This is a genomic window from Cytophagia bacterium CHB2 (genome assembly GCA_030263535.1).
Classification (GTDB): Bacteria; Zhuqueibacterota; Zhuqueibacteria; order Zhuqueibacterales; family Zhuqueibacteraceae; genus Coneutiohabitans.
Window position 1 is genome coordinate 1 of sequence record SZPB01000080.1, and the last position, 20,284, is coordinate 20,284.

Consider the following 20,284-nt stretch of genomic DNA (forward strand, 5'->3'; position numbering starts at 1 on the left):
CAAGAGCCGTTGCCGGCCAATGCCACGCGCCGGCTGCCGGTGCTGGACAATATTGCGTTTCGGGTGGAATCCGCCGGCGACGCGCTGCCGCCGGATCAAGCCTTTCACAACGACACGCCGCTGGACGTGAATCTGCCGTTCTACCCTCTGGGTCTCGAGCCCAGATTGTTTGACAAGTTTCAGTTGGCGAGTAAGGAGGTGTTCTCGAAGAAGGGGGCAGAGGTCGAGATTGATATCCGCGCCGACTCACTTGCCATCCTCGCGGCGCCGGCTGCCGTGTTGGCGGGAGACACGCGCCGCATCTTTGCCCGCGGCACCGGCGGCCGGCTGCTGGAATTCAGAATCCAGGGCGATCAACGGACCGCCACGTTGCATGATCATGGCGTGCCGCCTGACACCGTGGTTGCCCTTCCCGAGCGGACGATTGGGACGGAGGCAGCCCCCAGCATTGTCACGGTTGGCAACGACGTTTTCGTCTTTCTGAAAGCCGAAAACGGCGCACTGATTGAGCGCTTGATTCAGACGAGCCAGGAACGGTGGATCGACCTTCAAATACCTTCGGAAGACGTGAGAATCAAATTTGACCCTGCTGCGATCCAGACCGCAGATCAGATCATTTCGGTTTTTGCCGTGGCGGATGATGGCAACCTGTATGAGTTGCGGCGGAACATCGCGAACCTGTCAATTGATCCGGCGCCGGCCTGGGTGAATCGGGGAAAACCGCCGATCGGCCAGGTGATTGCAAACTCATCGCCGTGCGCTGTCACTTGCCATCTCGCGGGACGCGCTGTGCTCGTGAAGGTTTTTGTGGCGGGGAGTGACGGCCAGCTCCATGAATGGAACGGTTCAAGTTGGCAATCCCATGCCGTACTGCCGGCGCAACGCAAGATTGCATCACGACCCTTTGCCTTGCTGCATTGTCCCCAGGAAGCCAAAGACAGCCTGGAAACTCTCGGTAAGGTTTGGGTGAGGGACGATGCCGGGAATTTGCAGGAATTGGATATTCGCTCGGCGATGTGGCAAGACCTGGGTAAGCCATCTGCTGGGATCCGCGTTGATTCCATTCCACACGGTCTGGCACTCAATCTGGGAGAGGCAAATGAAGAAAAACAGATCTTCGTGCGCGGCAGCGATAACCGCCTCTGGAAAATCGGGAATGCCGGCAACTGGACTCTTGATCCTTACCCTGGCGAGGCACAACTGCGGCACTCGCCCTTTGTCTTGAACATTGACACGCCGAAATATGTTGCTGTCTATTCCAGCACCAACAAAAATGCCATCATTGAAAGAAGATACAGCCCGCAAAAGGCGCTTTCCGGAACAGCGCAAGTTGGAACCGACCGCTCGATCACGCTGGCGGATTCTGCCCCGACCGATTTCGACCTGCAGGGCGGCTTTCAACGAGACAAGGATTACATCAAACTGGAAACCGGCGAGCTGGCCGGCACACAGCGCAAGCTGCTCGACTTCAACCGCGAGCTGCTGCTGGTGCACATCGATGCGGATTGGGATGAGGCAACCACCAATCCCGCAGACAAACGCTTGCCGGACAGCAACACCGAGTACGCCATCGGCAGAGCGGGCGAACCTGCGGTGGCACAAGATGGCTCGTTGCCGTCACTCAGATTGGCGACTGAAGCTTCCAAACGCGCTGATGCTTACAACGATTTGGAGGTGACTGTTTATACGGCCAGCGAACAGCCCCTCCTGCGTAATCGCATCGTCTCATACCAGGGCGATGAGTTGAAAACTGCGAAAGTGGAAAAGGCCTGGCGCAATGCGGCCGGTGAGAATGTCCGGGATCAGATTAGCCGATATAAAATTGAATTGGAACACAGCGGCACTCCCGGAGAACTGACGCAGGCGTCGATCAAGCTGGGCGAGCAGGCCTCGGCGAACCCCCACGCCTACGACGACATGAAGATTGTCGTCAAGCATGATGGAAGTGATTTGCCACCCGTTGGCAATAAAGTTCTCGAGTACTTCGGGGGCGAAGAGAAAAGAGCCTGGGTAAGCAAAAGCTGGGACCCGGAGAGCTTGCCCCGGGCCGGCGATCAGTATGAGATCAAGAGTGAGGAAGCGAATGTCGAAAAGGCCACGTTTGCGAACATCGCCCTGGTGGACGGCTCCTCGGTCGAAGGAGCATATGATGGCCTGGATATAACCGTTACCTCTCCTGGAGGCGACGCATACGCCAGAACGATAGATTCATATGACGGTAGGACGGCGATTTTGGAGAACGAAGCCTGGCAAGAGGGTCTCCTGCCGGACTCGACTTTCACCTACCAATTCAAGGGCATTGAGCACAGCTCAAAACCTGACCAGAACGGAGAACGCAACCTGATCTATCTCGACTTTGATCATGACCAACTGGCCACGCACGACGGCGCCTACGACGGATTCCAGATCATCGTCACCGCACCGGCACCGGAAACGGCCGCGCGCGCAAGGCGTGCAGCCCGTACGGCTGAAAGGCAGCAAACGCGGCAGATTGAAGCCTATTACTATGATGCTGTTCAGCGAGTCGCGTGGGCAGTTGTGAGCGAGTCGTGGGAGCCAGGAAAAATACCCACGCCGGATTATGAGTACGAACTCGTTGCCGTTCCCCGGTCGGTTGCCGACGCCGCCATGTCCACCATCACCTTGAACCAAGATGCAGGCCATGCGCAGAATCCCTTGCAGGGCATGAGCATTACGGTCAAAAGGCTCGCGGACAATGAAGAATTGCCAACCAACCAGATCATTGCCTACGATCCTGCAACGCGAATGGCGATACTCAAATGGCCATGGAGTCCCGGCGAAGTTCCCGACGACAATTACAACTACGTCCTGCACGCCTCCGGCACGGTGCCAAATGTGGAGAGGCCGGCGAAGCTGGCTTCGATTACACTTGACCCCGCCAAGGCAAAAGAAAACCCCGGCGCATACGATGACGTGCCAATCACTCTGCGGATTGGCGACCCACCGGCGCGAAATGGCAATTCCGCGCAGATAAATCACATTGTCTCGTATGAAGGCGGCGCTGAGCGCAGGGCATTTGTGAGAGATAGCTGGCATCCTGACCTCTTACCTCTCACCTCGGAACATCTTTACAAATTGGAGGCGGAAGTCCAGAGTGTGCGAGGCGTCGCCTATGCGACCATCAAGCTTTCCGATACGGCCACTGGAGAAGATGATGCTTATGTTGGCTACGGTATCGTGGTCAGATTAGGGAGTGAAACCGACTGGTCTCAGCGCGCCAACATCATAGACTATGAGGGCGCATCACGGCTGGCAAGTGTTGACATCGCCTGGAAAAAAGAGGCAGTCCCGAAGCCGCCGGTTCCCGGGCCGCAGTTTTTCTATGCCCTCATAAACTACAAGAATCCGATCCACCGGGGCATTGCCCAAGTCGGCACGCGCAACACCATCACTCTCGACCGGGATGCTGCCAGTGCCCTGTACGACTTTGTCGGCAGAAACCTCAGAATCACGGCAGGCCCGGGTCAGCCCCGCACACATGTGATCGGCAGCTACCTCGGCAGCGATCGCGTCGCGATTCTGCGCGACGACTGGACCGAGCGGCCGACCACGAATTCCTCCTACGAAATCGAGCCGATTGACGCCTGGCAAATTCATGAAGACGCCAATGCGCTTCCCATCACGCCGCAACTGTCATGGGAATATTGGAACAGCCGTGGATGGGTGGCCTTTCTTGAGGATCTCCATCAGTTTCAAGACGGCACCAAAAATCTGCTCATCGACGGCAAGGTGATTTTCCTCCTGCCGCAGGATCTCGATCTGACCGAGGTCTCCGGCCAGGAGAGCTATTGGATTCGCGCCCGCATCATTGGCGGCGACTACGGTCGCGAGACCTACGTGTTTGAAGAGCGGGTGAAAGGCGCCAACAGTGAGCCGCAGGACATCATCAAAGAGACCAAGCTTCTGCCCGTGAAAAGCACAATCCGGCCGCCGCAAATCTTCGGTCTGACCATTTCCTACAAACTTGAAGAGATCCGTTTTCCCGACCGCTGCCTCACCTACAACAATCTCGACTACGTCGATCAAACCGACGCCTGCATCACCACCGACAAGCGCTTCCCGCCATTTGTGCCATTGGAAGGGCAAACCGCGGAAGAAGACGAGTGCGGCACGGTGCTCAAGACTGCCGCCGGTGCGCGCGCGCAGGTGATCCCGCCAACGCAACTGGGCAAAGCCATCTATCTGGGCTTCATGAATCCCCTGCGCAGCGGGCCACTCAAGATTTTCTTCGCGGCGAAGGAACTGCCCTACAGCGATGCCAGCAAGCCCAAGATGGAATGGAGCTATCGCGCCGAGAACGAGTGGCAGCGGCTGAGTTTTGGCGACGCCAGCGAAGGCCTGATCAAGCAGGAGATTCTGCAATTCATCGCACCGCGGGATTTCACCGCCGCCACGCGTTTTGGCGCATTTCGTTATTGGCTGCGTGGCATGCTGCTGCAGGGTGAGTATGCAGAGACGCCGGTGTTGGGCGGTATTTACCCCAACACCACCTGGGCCTTTCAAGCCGAAACCCGGCGTGATGAGATTCTCGGCTCCAGCAATGGCGAGGCGGGACAGACATTCCGGTTCTTCCGGTTCCCGGTGCGCGCCGGCCAGATTGTGCGCGTGCGCGAGGTGCTCACCGAAGAGGAGAAGGAAGAATTGATCAAGCTGTTTGGCGAGCAGGCCCTGCATGAAGTCAAAGATGAACTGGGCAAAGTGCTCGAAACCTGGGTACTGTGGACGGAAGTGGATAACTTCTTCGACTCCAAAGGCACTGACCGGCGCTACACACTGGATCGCGCCACCGGCGAATTGCGCTTTGGCGATGGCCGCAACGGCCAGATTCCGCCCGCGGGTCTCAACAATTTGCGCGTGTTTTCTTATCAAGCCGGCGGCGGTGCGGTGGGCAATGTCGAAGCCGGCGCGATTCAAAGTCTCACGACTGCCATCGCCAATGTCGAGGCTGTGATCAATCCGGTGCAGGCCGGCGGCGGTTCGGATACGGCTTCGTTGGATGATATGCTGGTGATCGGACCGGCCATGATCAACCATCGCCAGCGTGCGGTTGCGCCACAGGACTTCGAGTGGCTGGCGAAGCAGGCTTCACGCCAGGTTGCCAAGGCGCGCTGTGTGCGCAATCTCGACTCGCAAAGTCGCCGCGCAACCGGCTGGGTCACGCTTTACCTCGTGCCGCACTCGCGCGACAGCGAGCCGCAACCCTCGCTCGAAATGCGGCGGATGGTGCAGCGTTATGTGGCGGAACATTGCGCCAATACCGTGGCTGCGCCGCAACACATTTTTGTCGCAGGTCCGGTGTATGCTGAAATCGATGTTCTCGCTGACCTCGTTGTGAATACGATCGACGCGGCGGCGCGCGTCGAGCAGGAGGCGCGCGCCAAGCTGGCGGATTTTCTCCATCCGTTGACCGGCGGTCCGACTGTCGCCGGCTGGGAATTCGGCCAGGGCCTTTCTGCTTCGGATGTTTATGTTCTGCTGGAGCAGATCGAGGGCTTGGATCATGTCCAGAATCTGAGTTTCAGTCGCGCCGGCGTGGCTTACACCGATTTGGTGGAAATCGGCGCCAATGAGTTGGTGGCAGGCGGAACGTTGCGGATCAACGTAACTGCCAAAACGGGAGCATGAGCATCATGGCCTTGCAGGTTCCCAATCTCGATGACAAAACTTTTCAGGAGCTGGCGGCAGAGGCCGTTGCGCTGATTCCGCGCTACTCGCGCGATTGGACGGATCACAATCTTCACGATCCCGGCATCACGTTCCTGGAGTTGTTCGCCTGGCTGGCAGAAATGCAGATCTACCAGCTCAATCGCATCACCGACAATCAGATTGACCGGTTTCTCAAAATGGTGGGAATGGCGCGGTTGGCGCGGCAGCCAGCGCGGGTGGAGATCGAGTTCACTATTCCCGCCGTCTCAACTCTCGGACTGCTGCCGGCCGGCACGCGCGTGCTGCCGCTCGGCCATGAGCTTCTGATTTTCGAAACCGAAGATGATTTCTTCTTCACGCGCACGCGTTTGATTGCCGTCAATTCGCACTGGAGCAGCACCAGCATTGATCACACCGAAGCCAACAACAAAGAGGGCATCTATTACTTCCCGTTTGGCGAACAAGCTGCGGTGGGCGCAACGTTGGAGCTGGGATTCGATCAGCCTTTTGCTGATGCCGAGATTGCCAGTCTCTTCTTTCTGCTGCGTGAAGATGATCTGCCGGCGCCTGCGCCGCGGCCTGAAGGTGCTGATGAGATTCAGCCCTCCGCGACTCTGGTGTGGGAGTATTCTGTGAATGGCACTTGGGCGCAATTGAATGCACTGCGCGACACGACGCTCAGCTTGAACCGCAGCGGCCGCCTGGTTTTCATTCCGCCGGCAGATTGGACTGCGCAAAATGGCGTCTACTGGCTGCGGGGCCGACTTGCTGCCGGGCTTTATGAGATTCCGCCGGTGCTGGAGCATGTCAGATTGAATGTCATCCCTGCGCGGCAAGTGGAAACAATCATGCACGAAGATTTGGGTGAAGGCACTGGCTTGCCCCACCAGAGAGTGCGGCTGCAGAAATTGCCGCTGCTGCTCGCTGCGGACCGTGAACGAGGACCATTGCGGGTGGGTGATATTCTCAACTGGCCGGAATTTCTTACGGCCGTGCGCCAGGCCGGCACAACCGGGCAACCTGCGACGCAGCGCCGGTTTTGGGATTTTCTCCCCGGCACCCTCCAAGCGCTGATCAAAGATGAACTGATCAGCCGGCTGCCCACCGATCGCGAGAAGTACCAAATTGTCGCGGCCTTCAACCAAATTCTCGCTTCGATGGAACTGTACGACTCCGCGATTTTCACGGAAATTCGACCGCCTGAATCTTATCAACAAGCCGCGGCACAACCGGAGTGTGACTTTGCCGCTGCTGCCATCATTCAGTTCAATCGCAAACTTTTTGATCTTGCATTTGCCAATCAAGTCGCGCGGCCCGGACTGGTCATTCAAGTGCAAGATCACATGGTGTGGGAAGATTGGCAGCGCGTGGAGGATTTTGAAAGCTCGGCTGCCAGTGACCGGCATTATGTTTTGGAGGTGGAAACCGGTGAGATCACTTTCGGCAACGGACAGAACGGCCGCATTCCAGGAGAAGGGCGGAGCATGCGCGCCTACTTTTATCAAACCAGCCGTGGCAGCGAAGGCAATGTTTCTGCCGGCCTCATTTGGCGCATCGAAATCACTGGCGCGGCCGGCGCGCGAGGAACCAATGTGCTGCCGGCGAGCGGCGGCCGGGAACCGGAAACGATAGCGGAGGCACAACTGCGCGCGCAAGAGGAGATGACCTCGCGGCAACGCGCCGTGACTTCGTCAGATTTCGAGCAGCTCGCCCTGGCAACGCCGGGCTTGCGTGTGGCGCGCGCCAAAGCTCTGCCCAATTATCATCCGGAATTTCCCAGGCTGAATATGCCGGGGAATGTCACGGTGGTCGCTGTGCCGGCGCTGCGATCCAATCGTGTAACGCCTGCTGCCGGCGCAGGATTTTTGCAAACCGTGCAGCGTCATCTCGAAGCACGGCGCCTCGTTGCCACGGCTGTGCATGTGATCGCGCCGGTCTACGTGGAAGTGGCGGTGCATGGCAAAATCTTCAAACAGAAGAAGAGTAGCACAAAGGAAGTGGAGAAGCGGGCGCTGGCAGCCCTGCAAAAATTCTTGCACCCGCTCACCGGCGGCCCGAACCAAGATGGTTGGACCTTTGGCCGGCCGGTGTATGCCGCTGAAATTTATCAGCTCCTTGATGAAGTGGAGGGCGTTGATCACGTCGTGGGCATCGAGCTGGAGGCAGTCGCGCTGCAACAGATCGCTCAGAAGGTCATTACCATTCCGCCCAATACGCTGGTCTACAGCGGAGAGCATCAATTGGAAGTCATATGAATTCCTCTGATTTCAAAAGCCAGGTCTTTCGAACGCCGGCACAGTGGCAAAACGGGTTGTCCTCCGGCCTGCAAGTTCTGCCCGAGGGCGGCCTCACGCTTTATCCCCGGCCCGCGTTTGAATCATGGTTGCCGATTCCAATTGCAGGCGGCAATCCCACTGCACTGGCAGTCGACGAATGCGGGCTGATTTATTGGATGGCAGAGCAAAGCCGCTGCCTCTATCGCTGCGACTTGGTCTCGCACAAACTCGATCGCCTCTTCTGCCCGCATGGCCGCAGCGCCGCTGCCACCGGCCGCCTGCTCATGGATCGTTTCAACTTCTGGATGCTCGATGCCGCTAACCGCCGGGTGTTGGTGTTTTCGCGAGAGACTTTTCAATTGAAGCTCGTGATCGATGCCATCAAGCAGTCGGTGGATATTGCGCTCGGCCGTTCCGGAATCCTGTATGTGTTGGATCAAAACTCTCGCGCCATATTGCGCTACGATGCGCACGGCCGGCCGGCGGGGCCGGCTTTCGGTGGCGCAGAGTTGCAACAGCCAATCGGACTCATCGTCGGTCGAGATCATCTCATTTATGTGCTCGACCGCAATCAGCGCCATTTCCTGCGCTATGACGCCGAGGGCAACTTTCTGGGACGGATCGGCGATTTCGACGGCATTGCGCCCAACTTCCAACCGGTTATGATTGCGGCCAACGCACAAGGAAATCTCTTTGTTGTCGATGGCCCCACCCAAAAACTGCACGAATTCGATGCCGACGGCAGCCACCTCGGCGTCATCCAATTGCCGGCGGCGGTCACATCAATCAAAAGCATTGCCTTCGGCCGCGAGGATGATCTTTATCTCAGCACTGATCAAGGCCTCGCCCATTTCAGCGCGCGCCTGAGTTTTGTGGGCGAAACCGGCGCGTTCTACACGCATACGCTGGACAATGGTGCAGACCGGTCAACATGGCACCGCCTGGCGCTAGAGGCAAATCTGCCGCCGGGAACGATCCTCGAAATTTACTATCACTCCAGTGACGACACACGCCTGCGCGGCCTAGTCGAGGCGGTGTTTGCCGATTCCACTGACTCCGTGCAAAGAAAAGTGGAAAGGCTCGAAGCCCTGCTTGGCACGAAATGGACGGGACCCGAGAAAAATCCCACGGACATGCTGTTGCGCGAGAAAACCGGCCGTTTTCTCTGGCTGAAACTCACGCTCTCCACGTTTGACGCCAATCAAAAACCGGTGGTGCGCGCGCTGCGCGTCTATTATCCCCGAAATTCCTGTCTGCGCTACTTGCCGGCAACTTATCAAGAAGATGCGGTGAGCCGCGCTTTTCTCGAGCGCTTCCTCTCTTTGTTCGAATCCGTGCTGTACGGCCTGGAAACCGAAGTCACGGCGCTGTTCAAGAACTTTGATCCGCTGACCACGCCGGCAGGCTTTCTCGACTGGCTGGCCTCGTGGTTGAATCTTGCCCTCGAAGAAGAATGGCCGGAAGCCCGCAAGCGCCAGTTCCTGCAGCAGGCCCCGGAATTGTTCAAACAAAAAGGCACAGCGGCCGGCATTGCCGGCTTGGTGGAAATCTATACCGGCCAGCGTCCGCTGATCGTGGAGCATGCTTTGGTCTCGCCGCCGCTGATTTTGGGCAAGCCCTTGCGCTTGGGCCTCAACAGCGTGGTGAGCGCGACGCCGATCCGCGGCTTTCGCCTGGGCGACAGCGCCGTGCTCGGCCGCACCGCCCTCCGCGAGGTGGCGCAACTGCCGGAGGACCCGTTTCAAACGCTGGCGCATCGTTTCACCCTGCTGCTCAACCTGAGCCGCGCGGATTTCCAAAAGCAGGAAGCCAAGCTGCGCGAGATGCTAAATGACGAAACGCCGGCGCACACCGCTTACGATTTGAGGTTGATCGGTGCCGGCAGCACGGCCGCGGACATCTATGTTGGCGTCAATTCGCGCGTGGAAGAGTATCAGCCGGTTCGACTCAACGGCACCGCGCGAGTGGGGCGGGTAGTGGCGGCCATTCCGGGAGGAAAGGCGGTGCGGCTGGAACGCAATTCCCAAATAGGTAGATACTTCAGATTGATATAACCCGCATAACCCAAGCGAGGGCAATCATGGAAAAAGAGAAAGATCACGGCTCGGGAGTCTGCGCGATTCCATTCTTCGAGCGCAATAACTACTTCTACAGCAAACTGATGACGGTGCGCGATTTTTTTGCAGAGCAGCGCTACTTCAACGAGAAGCGCTGGCTGATGAATCGCATGATCAGCGGCTGGGGCGTGGTGTGTGGACTTGATGTGATCTACGATCGGGAGAGCAGGGCGCTCATTGTGTCGCCGGGTTTGGCGATTGACTGCCGCGGCCGCGAGATTTTGATTTGCGAACCGCAAACCGTCAAGTTGGCGGTGCTCGAACCGCCGTGCGACCCCACACCGGAGCCGCCACCCCACGACGAACACCTCGTGCTGTGCCTGGAATATCACGACTGCAAAACCGAGCCGGTGCAGTTGACCTCCATGGCGTGCGGCGGCGAAGAGCGCCAGGAGTTCAATCGCATCCGCGACAGCTTCAAGTTGCGGCTGCGGCATGAGAAAGACGTCCATCTGCCGCCGCCCTATGGCAGGCTCTGCCCGCTTATGGACTTCAAAGCAAGCGGCAAACCCGAAACCATGCATGGCTACCTGTGCCGCCATCTCAAGGAGGGCTGTCCGGACTGCAATGAAAAAGTCTGCCTGGTATTGGCAAGAGTGGTGCGGCGCGGCGAATCAGAAGACCCGGATCGACCGGCGGTATTCCTGGATGCCTGCTTCAAGCGCCGGCTGGTGTACAGCAATCCCGTGCTTTACGATTTGATTCACTGTTTTCATGGCGACTTGCCGCATGTCATTGGCATAAGCTGGAAGGATGAACATGCCGCAGAGGAGCTTCCTTGGGGTCGATTTGCAGCTCTGCTGGACAATACGGACAAGGGCTTGACCGTGTATTTTGACCAGGAGATGGACGGCAGAACGATCAACCGCCACACATTTTTGCTTTCCGTCGCCAACTACGATGAAGACACGGGGTATGATTTCAAAAGATACATCTCCCCGGAACGGATCGAATATGCTACAGACGCGCACGGCAGCCACGCCACCTTTTTTGTCAATGAAGCCTGGCGAAAAGACACCTTTGTCGGGACCTCCAAAATCCAAAAGGATGGCGGCGATGTCGAAATCGTCTTGCGTGGAAATTTGATTACGAACCTGAAGGGCCAGGCGCTGGATGGTGATTTCATTGCGGGCAAATTCCCCTCGGGAAATGGCGTGCAGGGCGGTGATTTTGTCAGTTGGTTTTCCGTCCTACCCATGCCCAAACCACAGAAGTCCCAGGGTTGAAAATCATGAAAAGCTGGCATAGACTGCAAGGAGAACGGTAATGAAAGCCACAACGCAGGAAAGACAATGCGAGTTCAACCATTTCAAACGGGCTCGCTATTTCCACGGCATGCTGTTGAGTGACCGTGATTTTCGCGATGAGCAGAGCTACCATCGTGAGAAGCGAAAACTGGCCAACAAGATGCTGCACGGCTGGGGCATTGTCTGCGGCCTCGAGCTGGAGTGGGAGAAAGACAAGAAATGGATCACGGTTACGCCCGGCATGGCGCTGGATTGCCACGGCAACGAGATCATGGTCTGTGATCCGTTCAAGCTCGATCTTGACGCGCTGCTGTGCCCGCCGCAGCCGGCCGCGCCGTTGCAGGATCCCTGCCAGGAGGTGAAAGCCGGCAGCAAGACTTACTACCTCACCATCGGTTACGAGGAGAGAATGGTCGATCCGGTTTCGGTATATGCGCCGGGCGGCGGGTGCGAGGAAAAAACCTGCGAGCATTCGCGCTGGCAGGAGGGTTTTTGTTTGCAACTGGAGAGCAATATTCCCGCGTCGCCTCGGATTCATCCCATTGAAACCAGCCTGCATGAACGAGTAATAAAAGCTGCGACTGATAAGAAGAAAGAAGCGGTCGCTGAATTCATGAACGGTGAGTTTTGCCACCTCGCCCCACCATGTCCCGCGTGCTGTCCTGAAGTGCACCATTTGATTCTGGGAACCGTGGTGATCGAAGAAAGCGCAGGAAAAAAGACGGTGAAGGAGATCACGCTGCCGGACCGGCGTTATGTGCTCACGCCCGGCATGATGCAGTACTTGTTTCTCTCTCTCTTCGACGGCGCTGCGAATTATCAGACAGTGTTCGGCCACCTGGAGAAGTTTTGGGCGGCGGCCAAGCAGGCGAACCAGAGCAACTGCCTCATCTCTTTGCTTACCAACCCCATTGCGGCACTGTGCGGCATCAAGGACCAAATCGCAAACCAGTATGATGAAAAGAACGGCGACAGAGGCAAGAAAGACGAAGGAGTTTCGCAAGCTCTGGAAGCCACCGTGGAAAAACCGGCCGCCGAGGCACTCGGCGCTGAAACGGAGGTGACGGCTGCGGAAGCACCTAATGGCGATAAGGCGAAGAAAGCAAAAGGCGGCAAGAAATGACCCACCGAGGTGAAACATGATTCTGCTCAATTGGCTGACCGTCACCGGCCTGCTGCTGTGTCTGTGCGGGGTGGTGATTTTCGCTTTGGGATTCGTCATTCCGAAAGTGCAGGCTCTTGAAGTCGGCGTCGCGCGCATTCCCGGCGAAACCGCGGAAGAAAACCTCGGGCTGCCGGCGGTGTGTGATCGGCGTCGCATGGCGCGGCGGGCGTTGTGGGGACTGCTGTTTCTGGTGGCCGGTTTCATTCTACAGATCATTGGGCATATGCTGCAATGGCCGCTGCCGCAGTGAGTCCGCCGCGCTTGCGCCCAGCGTAATGTCTCAGTTATTGAGGGGGAATTATCATATCATGCTGCAAGTAGCTTGTGGCGATCAAGGACGGAGTTGAAGGTGAACAAGATTTGCAGAATGACTTTTCTTCTCCCGCCAACTGCGGCATTACCGTCAATCAGCTCTTGTGGCTGATAAGAAAACTTCGCATTTTGGATTGAAGATCAAATGGATTCGCGGGCGAAATCTGTGCTAAGCATTGAAGCGGCGCCGCGATCCATTTTTGTCATGTAGCGTGCCAAATTCTATCCATGGAACGCCAGCAAACCGCTCAAACCACTCCCGCCCCTCCTCAGAGGAATGCAACGCAGGCTGTGCAGCCGGTGCCTCCCCAAGCTACGTCCCTGCCGGATTTTTTGGAGATGCAGCAAACCCTCGGCAATCAGGCGGTGCAGCGGCTCTACCGCACTGGCGTTTTGCAGGCCAAGCTGAAAGTCGGCGCGCCCGGGGATAAGTACGAGCAGGAAGCCGACCGCGTAGCCGATCAGATGATGCGCATGCCGGAGCCCATGGCAGCCCGGCCCGGTGAAGACGACGAGAAGAAGTTGCATCGCAAGCCGTTGGTGGAGCAAATCTCGCCGCTGGTGCAAAGACAGGTTGCGGACGAAAAAGATGAAAAGCTGCAACGCCAAAGCTGGTTTGCAGCGCCTCTGCCCCTGATTCAGCGCGCCGTGCCGGTGGCGGTGCGCGAAGATGATGACAAGAAGAAAGTACAAACCAAGCCGTTGCTGCAGCGCCAGGAAGAAAAAGAAGATGAATCTGCACAAACCAAGACTTTGCTGCAGCGGCAAGAAAAGAAAGAAGAAGAAAAACCAGCTCAGGCTAAACACGTCGATGGATTAGCTGCGACTGTGCAGCGCCAAGAAGAAAAGGAAGACGAGGCGCAAACCTTTTCCTTGCAGAGACAAAAGGAAGATGACGAATCTGCGCAGGCCAAGTTGGCTTCAAACGCTGGGCCGCAGTTGCAGCGCCAGGAAGAAAAAGAAGATGAAGCCGCTCAGACGAAATCTTTGCTGCAACGGCAGGAGAAAAAAGAAGAGGAAAAACCTGCCCAGGCAAAATTTACTGCGGGCCTGAGCTATGCTCTCCAGCGGCAGGAAGAGAAGGAAGACGAGTCTGCGCAGGCCATGAATGTGCAGCGGCGACAGATTCAGATCAGCCCGTGGGCTTTACGAGCAAAGCCGGGCGGCAGCGGCCAAATGCACGCCAGCAGCGCGGTCGAGGCGCTTGTCTCTCATTCGCGCGGCGGCGGCAGTGCGTTGCCGCACGACACACGAGCCTTTATGGAACCTCGCTTCGGCGTGGACTTCAGTCAAGTGCGCGTGCATACGGGCACCGACGCAGCGCAAATGAGTCAGGATCTGAACGCGCAGGCTTTCACCGTTGGACGCGACATTTATTTCGGCAACGGCAAGTACAATCCCCAAACCAGCAGCGGACAGCAGCTTCTAGCGCACGAGTTGACGCATGTGGTGCAGCAAGGAGCCGCTTTGCGTGCCAAGCCCATCGCGGTCACGCCTGCGCCGCAAAAAATCCAGCGCTCACCCGGCCCCATCGCCAATCTCCTGAACAAAGTCGCGCGGAACATTCCCGGCTACACGCTGATCACCGTCATCATTGGCAAAAACCCCATCACCGGCGAGGAAGTGCCCCGCACCGCCAAGAATTTTCTGGGCGGGTTCATGGGTTTGGTGCCGGGTGGCACGGTTCTATTCGACAACCTGAACAAATCCGGGGCCATTGATGAGGCGTTCAACTGGCTGCAGAAACAGGTTCAGGCTTTGAACATAACGTGGGCGGGCATCAAAGCGTTGATTGCCGAGGCTTGGGACAAGGTCTCCATCTGGTTCGGCATCGAGAAGAATCTCAAGATCATTAAGGATATCTTTGCGCCCACCGTGACCCGGGTTTTTAATTTTGTCAAATCCCTGGGCTCGAAGATACTGGAGTTTATTTTCACGGGCGTGCTCAAAATGATCGGCGCGCCGGTGAAGCAGATCATGGCGATTCTGAACAAGGGTGAGGAAGTCCTCACCAAGATCATCAAAGATCCCATTGGTTTTGTCAAGAATCTCATCAAAGGCCTGATTCAGGGGATTGGCCAGTTTGCCAAGAATGCCCTCAAGCACTTGAAGGCCGGCATTTCCGGCTGGCTGTTCGGCGCGCTGTCTGCGGCCAACATTACCCTGCCCTCGAAGTTTGATCTCAAAGGCATCTTTCATTTGGTTCTGCAAATTCTTGGCGCCACTTATCAAGCAATTCGCGCCAAAGTGGTGAAGGCTCTGGGGCCAAAGGGTGAAAGCGTTGTCTCCAAAGTTGAAAAAGCCGTTGAGTTTGTCAAAGAACTGGTTACAAAGGGGCCAATTGCCCTGTGGGAACGGGTGAAAGATTCGTTGAGCAATCTCAAAGAAACGGTGTTTGGCGCGATTATCGATTGGGTGAAGAGTACGATTATCGGCAAGGCCATTGAGAAGCTGATCAGCTTTTTCAACCCGGCCGGCGCGCTCATTCAAGCGGTGATTGCGATTTACAACACCGTGAAGTTTTTCATTGAACGGATCAATCAAATTCGCGAATTTGCCGCGTCGGTATTCAACTCCATTGCCGAGATTGCCAGCGGCAACCTCGGCAAAGCCGCGACTGCGGTGGAGAATGCCATTGCCAAATCCATTCCCGTGATCATCAGTTTCCTGGCCAGTCTGATCGGCCTGGGCGGCATCAGCAAGAAGATTCAGGAGATTATCAAAAAGATCCGCCAGCCGATTGACAAGGCGATTGGGAAGGTGGTCAACTGGATTGTGGAGAAGGCGAAGAAGTTGTTTGGGAAGAAAGGCCAGAGTGTTGAAGAAGACGACCGATGGAAGATCGGGATTCAAGGTGTGCTCAAGGAGTTGGCAGGGATCGGGAAGGAAAAGCTTTCTAGGCAAAGTATCGAAGCCCAATTCCCAATGTGGAAGAGGCGATACGGCTTCAAAGTTCTAAGATTGAAAGCTGATCAGGTGCCCTGGGTCATTGAGGGTGAAATGAGCCCTGCAAAACCCGTGGCGACAGTCAGCATGGCCGGTGCCACAGCAACGGGACTGAGCAAAGATGATGCAATTCCCATCAAATGGTTCAAAGATCCAAAGTTGTACGTTGCTTCCATTCATTTGCCGCAATTGAAACTTACCATCGAGAGGAACACGCCAACAGCTGTGCCGGTAGGGAGTCGGCCCGGTGAAGAAATCGTTCTGGGCGTCCGATCCAAGTACTGGCCGAAGGTTGGCAAGAAGATGCAATATATCCCAACAGAGCGAGGCAGAGCCGTTGATCAGATCCGGTCTGTACTGGATTATTATGGGTTGAAACGAAAGGAACTTGGTGTTCAGATGGACCACGTACAGGATCTTCAATTCGAAGGCCCAGATACGCCGGATAATGTTTGGCCTTATGATAGCAGTGGAAATATGAGTGCAGGGCCTCGTCAGCGCGATCAAATCGTCACATATTCTGAGAAGAGAGGCGATCCGCCCAAGCAAGCAAAGACGAGGGATTTGCCCGGACGATATTTTGTAATTATTGAAATCGGCACGTGAACTGGGGGCCGCCGGAAACTAAAGTCGGAAACGCAGAACCGAGAAATTCTCGTGATGGCAAAAACAAGCTGAGCAGGTCGTGAGACATGACTCATTGCGCCAGTTGAATGCCGTGCCTGACTGGAATAGGATCTTTATAAAAGGGAATCTCCCGCGGATAGAAACAACCCAACTGATAAGAGCCCTGCATCCGTTGGGTTGTTTCAATCGGTTGGAAGATGCTTTGTTTTTTCCAGGGAATCAATTTTAAGGAAACCGAAGCAGTACAACGCGGCATGCCGCGTAATGCAACACCGAGCAAACCCAATGAGATACTCAAGAATCCAAAGGCTGCAGAAGAAAAGCGCTGCCAAACCCGTCTCTACCAGTAAGACGGCGACACCATTGCGCGACCCGGCAGAAGCGACAATCTCAACGCCGGGGGCAGTCGCGCGGGAGGGTGGCCAACTGAGCCGATCCGAGATGAATTCCCTGCAACAGACGATCGGCAACCGCGCCGTGGGGCGTTTGATTCGCACCAAACTCCAAGTCGGCCAGCCGAACGATCAATATGAACAAGAAGCCGATCGCGTCGCGGAGCAGGTTACCAACATGCCGTCGCCGCCAGCCGGGCGAGGCGCGACCACTGCGGGCAGCGCAGCCGGCAGCACGGTACAGCATGCCGCAGCAATGGAGGAAGACAAACGCTTTGTCGGCCCGCATGAGAAATTCGATGGGCCTCACGAGGAGGACGAATCGATTCAACGCGCTGAGATGAAAGAGGAAGAACCGGTACAGCGGCAAGCGGGCGAGGAAGAAGAAGGCGTACAGCGCCAAGCCGGTGAAGAAGAAAGTGAGCAGGTGAACCGCCAGCCGGTAAAGGATGAGGAGAAGAAGATTCAGCGTCAACCGGAAGAAGAAGAGCCGGTGCAAGCCAAAGCAGCGAGCCGGCCAGCGCCGTGCATCACTCCCAAAGTTGCGGCGAACATTCACGCGATGAAGGGCGGCGGCCAGCCTCTGCCTGAAGCCACGCGCGCCGCATTTGAGCCGCGCTTTGGCTATGACTTCAGTCACGTGCGCGTGCACACTGACACGCCGGCAACCGAATCCGCGGCTGCCATTAAAGCCCGCGCGTTCACCGTGGGATCTGACATCGCATTCGGCGCCGGCGAGTATGCGCCAGAATCTGCGGCCAGTCAAAAACTGCTGGCGCATGAGCTGACTCATGTCGTTCAGCAAGACGGCCAAATGGCAACACTGCGCAGCAAAGGTATCGACGTTCAGAAAACCGGCAGGCCGATGGTGCAGGCCGGGTTCTTCGGCAGTCTTTGGAAGGGAATCAAGAAAGTTGGCAAAGGCGCGAAAGCTGTAGGCGGTGCAATTTGGAAAGGCGCAAAAGCGGTAGGTAAGTGGGGCTGGAATGTGCTCAAAGCAGGCGGCGCGTGGGTGTGGAGTCTCTTCACGCAAGCGCCGCTGCGGCTGTGGCGCATCATCGAGCATCTCGGCAGTGGCGCGGTTGGCATCGTCAAGTGGCTGTGGAACGGCATCAAAACCGTGCGCGGGATCAAGAGTTTCGCGCAGTGGATTTGGAACGGCTTTCTCTCCGGGGCCGCCTGGGTCGGCAGGCTGATCACCAAACTGCTGGACGTGATCGGTATCGGCGAGATCATGGATTTGCTTTGGCAAATCATCAAGTTCAACACGCGCACGCTGTCTTCCACCGAAATCGCCGAGGCCAAGAAAGTCTTCGGCAGCAGCATCAGTTACTGGCAGGTGCGCATTGATGAGTATTCGTTGATCGCCTGGATCGGCTCCTTGTTCAGTGGCGGCGGCGGCATGGGGGTCACGACTTTCCACACCATCAATTTCAACCACAAAATCAAAACCGCACCCGGCAACAGTGACATGGCCTGGCTGATTCATGAGTTGACTCACGTCTCGCAATACGAACACGTCGGCAGCCAGTATATGGGTGAAGCGCTGCACGCGCAAGCCACCGGCGGCTACGGTTATGGCGGCGAGCCAGCTCTGCTGGCGGCTTTCGCAGCAGGCAAGCATTTGCGCGACTTCAATCGCGAGCAGCAAGGCGATATCGCGCGCGATTTCTATCTCGCACTCACCTCCGGCCGGCCCACGACCGCGTACGATCCGTTCATTGTGGAACTGCGCGCCGGCAAGCTCTGACAAGGAAACGCTATGACAAAACGCATTCGAATACCGGCATTAGGCAGAATCCTTCTGATTGTTGCTCTGCTGCCATTGTTGGGGCTAAGCTGCGACAAGAACTACTATCCCACGGTCGGGCCCTTGCGCTTGCCACTGGCTATGCCGTCTACTCACGTGTTGAAAATTTCCGGCGTGGAGTCGGTATTCCCGATTTTGCAGCAGCTCGATCTCTCCCGGCCGGCAAACGAACCGCCTATAGAAATCATCTTTTTTGTGACTCAGGAAATGCCCGGTGCCGAGCAACTGATGAAGCTCCGGCCGGCGCCACTGGATTCTTTACGCGCAACGGGACTAACGGTGAGTCCCATTGGTGAAGTGGAAGGCTATGGCCGCTTTGCCGGATATGCGCAATGGCCCGCCGGAAAAACCGAGACGGTGTGCACAGTTGCCGACATTCCGGTTTTCGCGGAGGGGTGGCTGCTCTATGCCGTCGCCAGCCCGCTGCCGGAGTGGATCGACGTCGTGCTGCATTTTAGTCGGCTCAATCTGCCGGAACCGCCGGCGGTGACGGTGCTGCCGCTGCAGTAAAAGATTTCCCGCGAAAGGAACAATCCGATGGCTGAATTTGAAAAACTTCTGAAAACCGTTTTCTACTATCCTGATGCCAATAGCATCGCTATGGCAACAAAAGGAAAAGAGCGATTGCGAATCGATGGCGATGGCCATTTTGGCTTTGGGACCCGCCAAAACAATCAAGAAACCGTGAGAATCCAGGGGGAGACGAGTGATGCGTCCAAGCTGGCGCTGCTCATCAACAACGCGGCGCAAAATAGTCTTCTGGCGGTGCGCAATGACGGTAATGTCGGCATCGGCACTGCTACGCCCGCAGCGCGCTTGCACGTACCCGCAGGCGCGATCCTGAATGGCATCGCCATCGGCATTGACCCGCCCGGTGATATCGGCTTTCCTTTTCCCTATGAAACGGTTGGCACGCGACACACTGCCTACAATTTGAGGCTGCATTCCGGCAATGTCATTCATTTTCATACCGGCAATAGTCAGGCTCCAGTGGCATCCATCGATTTGTTTGGCGTCTACCAGACTTCATCCTTGGTTAACAAAGAACGCATCAACGATCTTTCCAGCCAGGAGGCGGTGGAGATATTGACCAACCTCAGGCCGGTGAAGTTTGTTTTCAAGGGTGATCGACAGCAGAGATGCCATGTTGGGTTCATCGCTGAAGAAGTGCCTGCCGTTGCCGCCAGCGCCGACCGAACGATGATCAGCCTGATGGACATCGTTGGTGTGTTGACCAGCGTGGTGAAGGAGCAGCAAACAACGATACTGGCGCTGGCTGAGCAGGTGCATGTTTTGGAGGCTGGTTACAAAGATCTCGCAGAATCAGCCAAATCTCGGCAGGCCAAGGCTCTCAAGAAAACGGCCTCGGTTGGCAAAGCCTCGGCGAAGGCGATGCCAGGGCAGCCCGCTCGCCGTAGGCCCAAGCGCAGCGCCACCAGTCCCAAAGACCTTCCGACGCGACGGCGCAAGCCCTGAAAAAGTTGACAGGATGAACAGGATAACAGGATTGATGAGGTTCGGCTTTGTTCTGCGAAGATGGCCCATTCGCACACCAACGCTGCGGCTCTGCGGCTGCGGGGCGAGAAAACGGTTGGTAAAAATCGGATGTTCAAATCTTCCACATCATGAAAATTATGCCTCTGCCCCGCAGTCCGCAGCAGCCGCGTGTTGAACGGAGCCCCGCTGCGCGGGGCAGGATTTATCGACAAGCCACAGTGGTGATTT

At 56.7% G+C, this 20,284-nt stretch carries 10 protein-coding genes; all 10 read left to right on the top strand.

Features of this window, described 5'->3' with window-relative positions:
* On the top strand, positions 1 to 5,646 hold a 5,646-nt coding region (locus tag FBQ85_10125; protein MDL1875504.1), incomplete at its 5' end, for a putative baseplate assembly protein.
* Entirely contained in the window at positions 5,643 to 7,922 is a 2,280-nt protein-coding gene (locus tag FBQ85_10130) for a putative baseplate assembly protein (GenBank protein ID MDL1875505.1), read from the top strand. The genes FBQ85_10125 and FBQ85_10130, both read left to right, overlap by 4 nt.
* Entirely contained in the window at positions 7,919 to 9,997 is a 2,079-nt protein-coding gene (locus FBQ85_10135; protein MDL1875506.1) for a hypothetical protein, read from the top strand. The genes FBQ85_10130 and FBQ85_10135 overlap by 4 nt, the downstream gene beginning before the upstream one ends.
* 26 nt (positions 9,998 to 10,023) lie before the next feature.
* Positions 10,024 to 11,286 (top strand): hypothetical protein, encoded by a 1,263-nt coding sequence (locus tag FBQ85_10140; protein ID MDL1875507.1) that lies wholly within the window; start codon positions 10,024 to 10,026, stop codon positions 11,284 to 11,286.
* Between the two features lie 40 nt (positions 11,287 to 11,326).
* Positions 11,327 to 12,430 carry a hypothetical protein gene (locus tag FBQ85_10145; GenBank protein MDL1875508.1) on the top strand — a complete coding sequence of 368 codons (1,104 nt, stop codon included), beginning with the start codon at positions 11,327 to 11,329 and terminating at the stop codon, positions 12,428 to 12,430.
* A 16-nt stretch (positions 12,431 to 12,446) separates the two neighbouring features.
* A complete protein-coding gene (locus FBQ85_10150) occupies positions 12,447 to 12,722 on the top strand; it encodes an amiloride-sensitive sodium channel family protein (protein MDL1875509.1) in 276 nt (91 codons plus the stop codon).
* Between the two features lie 290 nt (positions 12,723 to 13,012).
* Positions 13,013 to 16,336, top strand: a complete 3,324-nt coding sequence (locus FBQ85_10155) for a DUF4157 domain-containing protein (GenBank protein MDL1875510.1) — start codon at positions 13,013 to 13,015, stop codon at positions 16,334 to 16,336.
* Positions 16,337 to 16,621: 285 nt separating this feature from the next.
* Positions 16,622 to 18,499 (top strand): DUF4157 domain-containing protein, encoded by a 1,878-nt coding sequence (locus FBQ85_10160; protein ID MDL1875511.1) that lies wholly within the window; start codon positions 16,622 to 16,624, stop codon positions 18,497 to 18,499.
* 12 nt (positions 18,500 to 18,511) lie between these two features.
* Positions 18,512 to 19,069, top strand: a complete 558-nt coding sequence (locus FBQ85_10165; protein MDL1875512.1) for a hypothetical protein — start codon at positions 18,512 to 18,514, stop codon at positions 19,067 to 19,069.
* 27 nt (positions 19,070 to 19,096) lie between these two features.
* Positions 19,097 to 20,035, top strand: coding sequence for a tail fiber domain-containing protein (locus FBQ85_10170; GenBank protein MDL1875513.1), 939 nt, complete (start codon positions 19,097 to 19,099; stop codon positions 20,033 to 20,035).
* The last annotated feature ends 249 nt before the right edge of the window (positions 20,036 to 20,284 follow it).